At 58.4% G+C, this 12399-nt stretch carries 10 protein-coding genes; 1 reads left to right on the top strand and 9 read right to left on the bottom strand.

Going from position 1 to position 12399, the window contains the following annotated elements:
• Positions 1 to 4: 4 nt before the first annotated feature.
• Positions 5 to 490: a hypothetical protein gene (locus tag J9788_RS22855; RefSeq protein ID WP_046899067.1), complete on the top strand. Its 486-nt coding sequence runs from the start codon at positions 5 to 7 to the stop codon at positions 488 to 490.
• An 81-nt stretch (positions 491 to 571) separates the two neighbouring features.
• On the opposite strand, the gene accA is transcribed toward J9788_RS22855, so the two are convergent.
• From accA to bamA, 9 genes are all read right to left on the bottom strand, one after another.
• On the bottom strand, positions 572 to 1531 hold the full coding sequence (gene accA, locus J9788_RS22850) for an acetyl-CoA carboxylase carboxyl transferase subunit alpha (protein ID WP_004931972.1): 960 nt from the start codon (positions 1529 to 1531) through the stop codon (positions 572 to 574).
• A gap of 12 nt (positions 1532 to 1543) precedes the next feature.
• The gene (dnaE, locus tag J9788_RS22845; protein ID WP_033652500.1) at positions 1544 to 5032 is read right to left on the bottom strand and encodes a DNA polymerase III subunit alpha; all 3489 of its coding nucleotides are present in this window, start codon (positions 5030 to 5032) and stop codon (positions 1544 to 1546) included.
• A gap of 76 nt (positions 5033 to 5108) precedes the next feature.
• Complete coding sequence (gene rnhB, locus J9788_RS22840) at positions 5109 to 5702, bottom strand: ribonuclease HII (protein ID WP_046899066.1); 594 nt, start codon at positions 5700 to 5702, stop codon at positions 5109 to 5111.
• On the bottom strand, positions 5699 to 6847 hold the full coding sequence (lpxB, locus tag J9788_RS22835) for a lipid-A-disaccharide synthase (RefSeq protein ID WP_004931967.1): 1149 nt from the start codon (positions 6845 to 6847) through the stop codon (positions 5699 to 5701). The genes rnhB and lpxB overlap by 4 nt, the downstream gene beginning before the upstream one ends.
• Before the next feature lie 3 nt (positions 6848 to 6850).
• Positions 6851 to 7639: an acyl-ACP--UDP-N-acetylglucosamine O-acyltransferase gene (gene lpxA / locus J9788_RS22830; RefSeq protein WP_046899065.1), complete on the bottom strand. Its 789-nt coding sequence runs from the start codon at positions 7637 to 7639 to the stop codon at positions 6851 to 6853.
• 3 nt (positions 7640 to 7642) lie between these two features.
• Positions 7643 to 8098 (bottom strand): 3-hydroxyacyl-ACP dehydratase FabZ, encoded by a 456-nt coding sequence (gene fabZ, locus J9788_RS22825; RefSeq protein WP_004931962.1) that lies wholly within the window; start codon positions 8096 to 8098, stop codon positions 7643 to 7645.
• A 160-nt stretch (positions 8099 to 8258) separates the two neighbouring features.
• Positions 8259 to 9281: a UDP-3-O-(3-hydroxymyristoyl)glucosamine N-acyltransferase gene (lpxD, locus tag J9788_RS22820; protein ID WP_182265790.1), complete on the bottom strand. Its 1023-nt coding sequence runs from the start codon at positions 9279 to 9281 to the stop codon at positions 8259 to 8261.
• 3 nt (positions 9282 to 9284) lie between these two features.
• Positions 9285 to 9782 (bottom strand): molecular chaperone Skp, encoded by a 498-nt coding sequence (gene skp, locus J9788_RS22815; RefSeq protein ID WP_004931958.1) that lies wholly within the window; start codon positions 9780 to 9782, stop codon positions 9285 to 9287.
• A 156-nt stretch (positions 9783 to 9938) separates the two neighbouring features.
• Positions 9939 to 12365, bottom strand: a complete 2427-nt coding sequence (bamA, locus tag J9788_RS22810; protein ID WP_033652498.1) for an outer membrane protein assembly factor BamA — start codon at positions 12363 to 12365, stop codon at positions 9939 to 9941.
• Between the last annotated feature and the right edge of the window lie 34 nt (positions 12366 to 12399).

Here is a 12399-nt window from a genome sequence, read left to right as displayed (position 1 = left end):
GAGCATGAGTAAAAAATCATCCGCCATTTCGCCGCAGCAACGCCTTCAGCAAGAAATTGCTCAGTTGCGCCAGGACTGCCGTAACCAGCAAAGAAAGATCGACCTCTTCTTGTTCGAACGGCGGCGGCACGAGGCAAAGCTGTTCTGGCTCTTCCTGCTAATCGGCCTGCCGTTGGGAGCCTGGCTGTCGTATTCTTCGATCAGCCGCGTGTTCCGGGCATTTGACGTGGGATTCGTGTCAATCAGATGGCACCAATACCACAAAGACTACTCCCTCTCCAGCGATCCCTTCTGGTTCTGGCTGGTGATTACCGTTTACGTGTTTCTTGCTGCCTTGATTATACTGGCGTTCGTCTACCTCATACTGTTGTTTTCATCCCTGAGTCATTCTCGGCTCACCCGCAAGCCGCCCCCGGTGCAGGAGGCAATGCAAAAGCATCTGCAGTATTTGCAAACAGAACTGGAAAAACGCGAACAGCGACAACAATAGCGCATGGGTCTTGCCCATCTGGCGCGCATAAAAAAGCCGGCCCGTTTTCACGGACCGGCTGATGGCTAATGGCTGAAATAATCAGCAGTAGCCGTAGTTCATCAGACGCTGGTAACGGCGGTTGAGCAACTCTTCGTCGTTCAGGCCATCCAGATCTTTCAGATCGGCCAGCAGCTGCGCTTTCAGCGCGGCGGCCATCGCCGGCACGTCGCGGTGCGCGGAACCCAGCGGCTCCGGGATCACCGAGTCGATCAGCTTCAGCTCTTTCAGACGCGGCGCGGTGATGCCCATCGCTTCCGCAGCCAGCGGCGCCTTGTCGGCGCTCTTCCACAGGATGGAGGCGCAGCCTTCCGGCGAAATCACCGAGTAGGTGCTGTACTGCAGCATGTTCACCTTGTCGCCCACGCCGATCGCCAGCGCGCCGCCCGAGCCGCCTTCACCGATGACGGTGCAGATGACCGGTACGTTCAGACGCGACATCTCACGCAGGTTGCGCGCGATGGCTTCCGACTGGCCGCGTTCTTCCGCGCCCACGCCCGGATAAGCGCCCGGGGTATCGATAAAGGTGATGATCGGCATTTTGAAGCGGGCGGCCATTTCCATCAGGCGCAGCGCCTTCCGGTAGCCTTCCGGCGCCGGCATGCCGAAGTTACGGCGGATCTTCTCTTTGGTCTCACGGCCTTTCTGGTGCCCGATGATCATCACCGGGCGGCCATCCAGGCGCGCAATCCCCCCGACGATCGCTTTGTCGTCGGCGTAAGCGCGATCGCCCGCCAACTCTTCGAAGTCGGTAAAGATGTGTTTGATATAATCCAGGGTATAAGGACGGCGCGGGTGGCGTGCCAATTGGGCAATCTGCCAGGCCCCAAGATCGGCAAAAATCTTGCGCGTCAGCTCAACGCTCTTTTCACGCAGGCGCTGAACCTCTTCGTCCAGATTAATATCTAATTTTTCGTCTTGACGGCTGACTGCAGTCAGCGAGTCAATTTTCGCTTCCAGCTCTGCAATCGGCTGTTCAAAATCAAGAAAATTCAGACTCATAGCATTCCTATTTTAGTCAAATTCCAAGTCCACCTGCTCATTGCCTACCAACGTCCGCAAGTCTATCAACAAGCGGTCGGTGGGCGTCACGCGCCAGGTTGCGCCAAAACGCAGCTTGGCTCGCGCATCTTCCCGTTGATAGTAGAGATGCACTGGAATCGTCCCCGAGCGATGGGGTTCCAACGACTGACGGAGACGGTTCAAAAGCTGGTCATCAATTTGCCTGTCAGTCAGCGAGATAGCAAGCCCGCGAGCGTATTTTTCCCGGGCTTCACTGATGTCCATTACCTCGCGGGCCATCATTTTAAGCCCGCCGCTAAAGTCATCAAAGCTGACCTGTCCACTGGCGATAAGGATACGGTCTTTTTCCAACAAATGCTGGTATTTTTCTAACGCTTCTGTGAATAGCATCACTTCCAGACGGCCCGAACGGTCATCCAGCGTACAGATGCCGATGCGGTTGCCGCGCTTGGTTACCATCACCCGCGCGGCGACCACCAACCCGACGGCGGTAGTCATTTTGCCCCGATCCGTCGGGTGCATGTCTTTCAAACGCTGGCCACCGGCGTAACGTTCGATCTCCTTGAGGTATTGGGTGATCGGGTGGCCGGTCAGGTACAGCCCCAGCGTTTCCCGTTCACCGTCCAACACCACCTGCTCCGGCCAGGGCGCGATGTTGGCGTAGGATTGCTCCACCTGCTCCGGCGCTTCCGCCAGCACGCCAAACATGTCCACCTGGCCGATAGCTTCGGCTTTCGCATGCTGATCCGCCGCTTTCAACGCGTCGCCGAGCGAATTCATCAGCGCGGCGCGGTGTGGCCCAAGGCGATCGAACGCCCCGGACATGATCAGTTTTTCCAGAATGCGGCGGTTCAGTTTCTTGATGTCGGAGCGCGCGCAGAGATCGAACAGGTCTTTGAAATAACCTTGTTCGCCGCTGTTGCGCGCTTCGATAATGGCTTCGATCGGCCCTTCCCCCACGCCCTTGATGGCGCCGATGCCGTAAACGATCTCGCCGTCGTCGTTGACGTGGAAGTGATACAGGCCGCTGTTGATGTCCGGCGGCAGGATCTTCAGCCCCATGCGCCAGCATTCGTCCACCAGCCCCACCACTTTGTCGGTGTTGTCCATATCGGCGGTCATCACCGCCGCCATAAACTCGGCCGGGTAGTGCGCCTTCAGCCACAGCGTCTGGTACGACACCAGCGCGTAGGCGGCGGAGTGCGACTTGTTGAAGCCATAACCGGCGAATTTCTCCACCAGGTCGAAGATTTTCACCGACAGTTCGCCGTCGATGCCGCGCGCTTTAGCGCCGTCTTCAAAGCCGCCGCGCTGCTTGGCCATTTCGACCGGGTTCTTTTTACCCATCGCACGGCGCAGCATGTCCGCGCCGCCCAGCGTATAGCCGGCCAGCACCTGGGCAATCTGCATCACCTGTTCCTGATACAGGATGATGCCGTAGGTCGGTTCCAGCACCGGCTTGAGCGACTCATGCTGCCACTGAATGTCCGGGTAGGAGATCTCTTCGCGGCCGTGTTTGCGGTCGATGAAGTTATCCACCATGCCCGACTGCAGCGGCCCCGGACGGAACAGCGCCACCAGTGCGATCATGTCTTCGAAGCAGTCGGGCTTCAGACGTTTGATCAAATCTTTCATGCCGCGCGATTCAAGCTGGAACACCGCCGTGGTTTCCGAACGCTGCAGCATGTCGAAGCTTTTCTTGTCGTCGAGCGGGATGGCGGCGATGTCGATCGGTTCCAGCCCAGTCTTGGCGCGCCGGGCATTGATCATCTCCAGCGCCCAGTCGATGATGGTAAGGGTGCGCAGACCGAGGAAGTCGAACTTCACCAGCCCGGCGTATTCCACGTCGTTCTTGTCGAACTGGGTCACCGGGTGGTTCCCTTCGGCATCGCAGTACAGCGGCGCGAAGTCGGTGATCTTGGTCGGCGCGATCACCACGCCACCGGCGTGTTTACCGGCGTTGCGCGTCACCCCTTCCAGCTTGCGCGCCATGTCGATCAGCGCCTTGACCTCTTCGTCGGCCTCGTAAATTTCCGGCAGCTGCGGTTCGGCGGCGAAGGCTTTCTCCAGCGTCATGCCCGGATCCGGCGGCACCAGTTTGGAGATGCGATCGACGAACCCGTACGGGTGCCCCAACACGCGGCCTACGTCGCGGATAACCGCTTTCGCCGCCATGGTGCCGAAGGTGATGATCTGCGATACCGCTTCGCGGCCGTACATCTCCGCCACGTGCTCGATCACCTGGTCACGTTTCTCCATGCAGAAGTCGACGTCGAAGTCGGGCATCGAGACACGTTCCGGGTTCAGGAAGCGTTCGAACAGCAGGTCGAATTCCAGCGGATCGAGGTCGGTGATTTTCAACGCATAGGCCACCAGCGAACCGGCACCGGAGCCTCGCCCTGGGCCCACCGGCACGTTGTTGTCCTTCGACCACTGGATAAATTCCATCACGATCAGGAAGTAGCCGGGGAACCCCATCTGGTTGATCACTTTCAGCTCGACGTCCAGACGCTCGTCGTATTCCGGGCGGCGCTGCGCGCGCACTTCAGGATCGGGGAACAGGAACTCGAGGCGCTCTTCCAGCCCCTCTTTCGATTTGAGTACCAGGAAGTCCTCGGTGCTCATATCGCCAGTCGGGAACTGCGGCAGGAAGTACTCGCCGAGGCGAATGGTGACGTTACAGCGCTTGGCGATTTCGACGCTGTTCAGCAGCGCTTCCGGGATGTCGGCGAACAGCTCGCACATCTCGTCTTCGCTGCGCATGTATTGTTGCGGGCTGTAGTTGCGCGGCCGCTTGGGATCGTCCAGCGTAAAGCCGTCGTGGATGGCGACGCGGATCTCATGAGCGTCGAAGTCATCTTCCACCAGGAAACGCACGTCGTTGGTGGCCACCACCGGCAAACCGCGCTCGGTGGCCAGCGCCACCGCCGCATGCAGATAGTTCTCTTCGTCCGGGCGGCCGGTGCGGATCAACTCCAGGTAGTAGCAGTCCGGGAAATATTGCTGGTAGAAATCCAGACACTGATCCACCTGCGCCTGGTTGCCGCGCAGCAGAAACTTGCCGACGTCGCCCTGACGCGCGCCGGAAAGCAGGATCAGCCCTTCGCGATGTTCAATCAGCCAGTCGCGATCGATGATCGGGCCGGCGGCGCCGTAGCCGCGCTGATAGGCGCGGGAAATCAGCAGCGTCAGGTTCTGGTAGCCTTCGTTGTTGCTGGCCAGCACCGTCAGCTGAGCGAGTTCGTCGCCCAAGACTTCGCTTTGCACATGGAAATCCGCGCCGATGATCGGTTTGATCCCGGCGCCGTGCGCGCTGCCGTAGAACTTCACCAGCCCACACAGGTTGGTGAAATCGGTGATTGCCAGAGCAGGCATGGCTAACGCGGCGGCTCTTTTCACCAGCGGCGCCGTCTTGGCCAATCCATCAATCATGGAGTAGTCACTGTGGACGCGCAGGTGAATAAAACGAGGTTCGGCCATCTCCAGATACCTGATTGAAGGGGCTCAGCGTGCTGAGCCCGGGTTAATGCTATCGTCGAGCGGTCAGGCTCGCAGGCTACAGCGCGAGCGCCCTTTTCACCGGCGCGAAGCTGCGGCGATGATGCTCGGTGGCGCCCAGCGCGGCCAGCCGCTCCAGGTGGAAGGCGGTCGGGTAGCCTTTATGCTGCGCGAAACCGTAGTCCGGGAATTCGCGGTCCAGCTCGGCCATTTCGCGATCGCGCGTGACCTTCGCCAGAATGGACGCCGCGCTGATCTCCGCCACGCGGCTGTCGCCCTTCACCACCGCCTGCGAACGCATCGGCAAACTCGGGCAACGGTTACCGTCGATTAAAACCATGTCCGGCGCGATATGCAACCCGGCCACCGCGCGCTGCATCGCCAACATGGTGGCGTGCAAAATGTTCAGTTGGTCGATTTCCGCCGGTTCGGCGCGCCCCAGGCTCCAGGAGAGCGCTTTGGCGACGATTTCGTCATACAGCGCCAGCCGGCGTTTTTCACTGAGCTTTTTGGAGTCCGCCAGCCCGACGATCGGCTGCGCCGGATCGAGGATCACGGCGGCGGTGACCACTGCGCCGACCAACGGGCCGCGGCCCACTTCGTCCACACCGGCAATCAGCGTGGCAGCGGGATAGATAAAGGGTTCAATCATGCTTTCGCCAGCTCCAACACAGCCTGAGCGGCCTGTTCGTCCGCACCGCAACGGATGCTTTGGTGCAAGGTAAGGAAAGTCTGTTTCAGCGCGTCGGTTTCCGGGCTCTCTTCCAGCAGCGGCATCACAGCGGCGGCCAGTTTGTCCGGGACACAGTCATGCTGCAGCAGTTCGGTGACGATCTCCCGCCCCGCCAGCAGATTCGGCAGCGAGACATAAGGCGTTTTCACCAGCTTCTGCGCCAACCAGAAAGTGAACGGCTTCATGCGATAGCCCACGACCATCGGGCACTTGGCCAGCATGCATTCCAGCGCCGCCGTGCCGGATGCCAGCAGCGCCGCGTCGCTGGCGATCATCGCTTCACGCCCCTGTCCATTCAGCAGGTGTACGGTCAGATCCGGCGCCACTTCGGCCTTGATGCGCTCAAACTGCTCACGCCGTTTGGCGTTGACCAGCGGCACCACCACTTCCAGCTCGGGATAACGCGTGCGCAGCAGCTGCGCGGTTTTGAGGAAGTCGGCGCTCAGCATCTCGACTTCGGCGCCGCGGCTGCCCGGCAACAAGGCCAAACAGCGCGCCTGCGGAGCGATGCCAAGCTGAGCGCGCGCCGCCAAGCGATCGGGCTGCAGCGGCATGGCGTCCGCCATGGTGTGACCGATAAACCGGCAGGGGACGTTGAAACGATCGTAAAACGCTTTTTCGAAAGGGAGAAAGGCCAGCACCAAATCGGTGGCTTTGCCTATTTTGAAAACGCGCTTTTGTCGCCAGGCCCACACGGAAGGGCTGACATAGTGGATGGTGCGAATGCCGCGCTGCTTGAGGCGGCCTTCCAGCGTGATGTTGAAGTCCGGCGCGTCGATGCCGACAAACACGTCCGGCCGCAGCTCACCGAAGCGGCGGGTGAGATCCTTGCGGATCTTCAACAGGCGTGGCAAGCGCTCGAGCACTTCCACCACGCCCATTACCGCCAGCTCTTCCATTTCGTACCAGGCTTCGCACCCTTCGGCCTGCATCAGCGGGCCGGCGACGCCAACGAAACGCGCGTCGGGGATCTGCGCCTTGAGCGCACGGATCAAACCGGCGCCGAGAATGTCACCGGAGGTTTCTCCGGCGACCAATCCGATAGTCAATGGACGATTCGACATAACTCAGCGAATGATGCCACGGGTAGAACGGGTGAAGAAATCGAGGTATTGCTGCACCACCGGCTGCTCTTTGGCCAGGGCTTCGATTTCCGTTTTCGCTTCATCCAGCGTTTTTTCGCTGCGATACAGGATTTTGTAGGCGTTACGGATCGCCTGCATTTCATCCTTGTCAAAACCGCGGCGCTTGAGGCCGACCGCGTTGACGCCGAACGGCGTAGCGTGGTTGCCCTGAGCGATGACGAAAGGAGGCACGTCCTGAGCGACACCGGAACAACCGCCTACCATCACATGCGCGCCGATAATGCAGAACTGGTGGATCGCGGTCATGCCGCCGATGATGGCGTGATCGTCGATTTCCACATGCCCCGCCAGCGTGGCGTTGTTGGCCAGCACGCAAGAATTGCCAACCACGCAGTCGTGGGCGACGTGCACGTTGACCATCAGCAGGTTGTCATTACCCACTTTGGTCAAGCCGGTGCCCTGCGCGGTGCCGCGGTGAATGGTGACGCTTTCGCGGATGCGATTGCGATCGCCCACTTCCACACGCGTCGGCTCGCCCGCGTATTTCAGATCCTGATTCACTTCGCCGATAGAGGCGAACTGATAAATCTGGTTATCGCGGCCAATCTTGGTAATGCCGTTCACCACCACGTGAGATTTCAGCACCGTGCCGGCGCCGATTTCCACCTGGGAGCCGACGTAGCAGAAAGGGCCGATATGCACGCCGGCGCCAATCACGGCGCCTTCTTCGACTATCGCGCTAGGATGGATAAAGGCGGTTTGGTCAATCACGGATTAAGCCTCCCGGCTGCGGGCACACATCATGGTTGCTTCGCAGACAATTTTACCGTCAACGGTCGCGACGCCTTTGAAGCGAGTCAGACCGCGGCGAGTTTTCTCGAAGGTGACTTCCATGACCATCTGATCGCCTGGCACCACAGGGCGCTTGAAGCGAGCTTCGTCGATACCGGCGAAGTAATACAGTTCGCCCGGTTCCAGTTTGCCGACGCTTTTAAACGCCAGGATGCCGGTGGCCTGCGCCATGGCTTCCAGGATCAATACGCCTGGGAAAATCGGTTTGCCAGGGAAGTGGCCCTGGAAAAACGGTTCATTCACCGATACGTTCTTCACCGCACGCAGATATTTGTGCTCTTCAAACTCGAGGACGCGGTCGACCAGCAAGAACGGGTAACGGTGAGGAAGCAGATCCAAAATTTCTGCAATATCCAGAGTATGAGTGTCAGTAGTCAAAATACTCTTCCTGTCTCTAAAAACTGATGGCATCAACAACACGGCCTGCGCTGACCCCAAAAGGAGATCATCATGCAGGCCGCAAATTAACATCTCTTTGCGCTTTTGGTCTCACGACCAACGCGTTTCGTTTTGTACCCGCCAGGGCGGGCGGCAATGACTAGTCTTTTCCGACTTTACGTTCGACAGCTTTCAAGCGCTTGCTGATCTCATCGATATTCATTACCAACGCAGCGGTTTTACGCCAAACCTTGTTAGGCTGCAACGGAATGCCCGAAGAGTATACCCCAGGTTCGGTGATTGGTCGCATAACCATTCCCATTCCGGTAACAACAACCTTATCGGCAATTTCCATGTGACCGTTGATCACGCTGGCGCCGCCAATCTGGCAATAGCGGCCGATTTTCAGGCTGCCGGCCATGATCACACCGCCGGCGACGGCGGTATTGTCGCCAATCACGACGTTATGTGCAATCTGGCATTGGTTGTCGATGATAACACCATTCCCGATTTGGGTGTTATCCAAAGCGCCGCGGTCAATGGTGGTGCAAGCGCCGATTTCGACGCGATCGCCGATAATCACCGTGCCCAACTGAGGGATCTTGATCCACTCGCCGCGCTCATTCGCATAGCCGAAACCGTCTGCGCCGATCACGGTGCCCGACTGAATCAGGCAGCGCTGGCCGATTTCGACCGCATGATAAATCGTTACGTTCGCCCACAGACGCGTTCCCGCGCCGATGCGTGCGTGTTTGCCGATGAAGCAGCCCGGGCCGATAACCACGTTATCGCCAAGCACCGCACCCGACTCGATCACCGCGTTCGCCCCAATGGCGACGTTCTGCCCCAGCTGCGCTTCAGGCGAGATCACCGCGCTTGGCGCGATATCCTGAGCCGGCGACGGCGTGGTGTCCATCAGCTGCGCCATGCGCGCATAGGTCAGGTAAGGGTTCTTAACCACCAGCGCCGCAGCACGGCAGTGTGATAAATCCGCTTCGGTAAGCACCACGGCGCTTGCCTGGCAGTAAGACAGCTGCTCTTGATAGCGGCTGTTTGACAAAAACGTGATTTGGCCAGGCTGTGCCGAATGCATAGAAGCAATGCCGGTGATGACGAGATCGCCATCACCGTGCAATTGTGCATCCAACTGCTGCGCTAAATCAGCCAGTCGAATTGAAAGCATGTGTTATTTAACCTGTTTCAGCACGTCAGCAGTGATATCTTTGGAAGAGTCTGCATAGGCAACGGCGTTGGCGTCGATCACCACGTCATAACCGCCTTTGCTCGCGACAGATTTCACCGCGTCCTGAATGCGGCTCAGGATCTTGTTACGCTCTTCCATCTGGCGACGACGGTTGTCCTGCTCGAAAGCCTGGGCTTTCTGAGAGAACTGCTCGCGCTGCGCCATCACGTCTTTTTCCAACTTGCTGCGGTCGCTGGCTTTCATGGTAGCGCCGTCACGCTGCAGACGTTGCATTTTGGTCTGCAGGCTACGTTCCATGTTCTGGAGTTCGCTTGCACGGCCTTTAAACTCGTTTTCCAGCTGTTTAGCGACCGCTTCGCGGGCCGGCAGCTGTTGGAAAATGCTGGAGACGTTAACGACAGCGATCTTATCTGCTGCCTGAACGCCAGCTGAAGCAGCCATTGCTAAACCGAGGCCTGCGGCACACAACCACTTTTTCACTATAAACTCCTTACCATCACCCATTTGTGTCATATGACACTGAAGTACACAATTTGCCAGACTTGTCCCACCAAACAATGAGAATCATCTCCCTCTGCCGGCGGGCGCCTGGCCATTGCGATTCTTAATAACTGTTATGCCCAGAGGCGAGACCCGTTACCAGGTCTTACCGATGTTAAACTGGAACTGTTCGGACTTGTCGCCTTCGTATTTCTTGATCGGGTTGGCGTAAGAGAACACCAATGGCCCCAATGGCGACATCCACTGCAGCGCGATACCGGCGGAAGAACGAATATTGCTGGCCTTGCTGTAGTCCGGCACGCCGTACATCAGCGTCTCGTTGGTATTCTTCCACTTGGTATCCCACACGGTACCCGCATCGATGAACAGCGACGTACGCACCGAGTTGGCGTATTTCTCGCTGATGAACGGCGTTGGGGTGATCAACTCCAGGCTGGCGACCGCCATGGCGTTACCGCCCACCGCGTCATCCGAACCACAGATGCTCTGACGATCGGTGGTGCTGCCGGCGTTGAACTGGCACTGGTACGAATTGGAGTTGTAGTACACCGCCTTCGGACCAATGGTGTTGGACTGGAAGCCACGCACGGTGCTCGAACCACCGGCGTAGAAGTTCTCGTAGAACGGCATTTCCTTGCCGCCCAGCCCATCCGCGTAACCCAGACGGCCGCGACCCAACAGCACCCAGGTGCGGTCGTCGTTGATCGGCACGTACTGTACGCTGTCCAGCGTCACCTTGTAGTATTCGTTGTCCGAGCCCGGAATGGTGACCTTACCGTTCAACGTGGTGCGGTTACCCGAAGTCGGGAAGTAGCCACGGTCCAGGTTGTTGTAGGTCCAGCCCAGGTTCAGGGTAAAGTCGTCCGTCGAGTAGCTGGCGCGGTCGGTCTTGTTCGCATCCACGCCCATCGAGTCGAGATAACGCCACATGGCGATCTGCGGCTGCATGTTCGACAGGCCGTTGTGGACATAGCCCAGACCGGTGCGCAACGAGTTGTTTTCGTTGATCGGGAAGCCCAGCGTGCCGTCAACACCGTAACTCTTGTTGGTGTAGTCGGACAGGTCCGCATTATCCGCTTTAAAGTCGTTGTAGAAGACGCGGCCGCCCAGGCTCACACCGTCAACGGTGAAGTACGGGTTGGTGACCGAGAATTCGGTATACGTCTGGTAATCGTTCTTGGTGCCGCTGATGCCGACCGAGTAGCCGGTACCCAACCAGTTATCCTGCTGCACGCCGGCCTGGAAGCTGACGCCGCTCTCGGTGCCGTAACCGACGCCGAAGTTAAAGGTACCGGTGTTGCGTTCTTTCACCTTGTAGGTCACGTCGACCTGATCGGCAGTGCCCGGCACGCGCTGGGTTTCCACATCGACCGTTTCGAAGTAGCCCAGGCGGTTCAAACGCTCCTTGCCCTGCTCGACCTGCTCGTTGCCGAGCCAGGCGCCTTCCATCTGGCGCATTTCGCGACGCAGTACGGAATCCTTGCTGGTGTCGTTGCCTTCGAACTTGATGCGGCGCACGTAGAAACGGTTGCCCGCGTCAACATTGACGTGCAGCTTGACGGTTTTATCCGCGTCATTGATCTCCGGCTGGGTGCCGACGCGCGGGTAGGCGTAACCATAACGGCCCAACATCGTTTTGATGTTGTCTTCCATTTTGGTCACTTTGCTGCCGTTATACAGCTCGCCCGGCTCGATTTTGGTGATCTGAGCGACTTCCGCCGAATGGCCGGCCAGGTTGCCGTTCACGACAACATCAGAAAGCTTGTACTGATCGCCTTCGGTGATGTTGATGGTGATATAGATGCCTTTTTTATCCGGCGTCAGGCTCACCTGGGTAGAATCGATATTAAAGCGGGCATAGCCGCGATCCAGATAGAAGCTGCGCAGGGTTTCGAGATCGCCCGCCAGTTTTTGCTTCTGGTATTTGCGATCGCCGACCAGGTTCCACCACGGCACTTCATCACGCAGCTGGAAGCGCGAGATCAGTTCGTCGTTGGTGAAGGCGTGGTTGCCGACGATGTTGATTTGTTGAATCTTGGCGGAGACCCCTTCCGTGAACACCAGCTTCAGGTCGACACGGTTGCGCGGCAACGGCGTGACCACGGCTTTCACCGAGGCGCTGTATTTACCGACGCTGTAATAGAAGTCTTCCAGCCCTTTTTCAATGCTGGAAATCGTGGTGCGGTCGAGCGCCTCGCCCACCCGGACGCCGGAAGCTTCCAGGTTTTGCTTGAGCATGTCATCCTTCACCGACTTATTGCCGGAGAAAGTGATGCTGGCGATGGTAGGACGTTCCTTCACCTGCACGATCAAGGTATTACCATCGCGCAGTACGCGCACGTCCTCGAAGTTGCCGGTGGCAAACAAGGCACGAATGGTATTACTGATGTCATCGTCAGTGACGGTATCGCCGACGCGAACCGGCATGTTGAGTAACGCCGCACCGACGGCAACTCGCTGCAGGCCTTCGAAATGAATGTCTTTCACTACGAACCCGTCTGCACCGTATACGGTGGCGCTGCCAAACAGCAGCGACGCTATGAGCAACTTTTTCATCGCCATCGTTGTTATGCGTTCTTCCTAACCTATCCCCGCC

Origin of the sequence: Serratia sp. X10, from assembly GCF_017811775.1 — a bacterium.
Taxonomy (GTDB): Bacteria; Pseudomonadota; Gammaproteobacteria; order Enterobacterales; family Enterobacteriaceae; genus Serratia; species Serratia ureilytica.
This window is presented reverse-complemented; position numbering and strand designations above follow the sequence as displayed.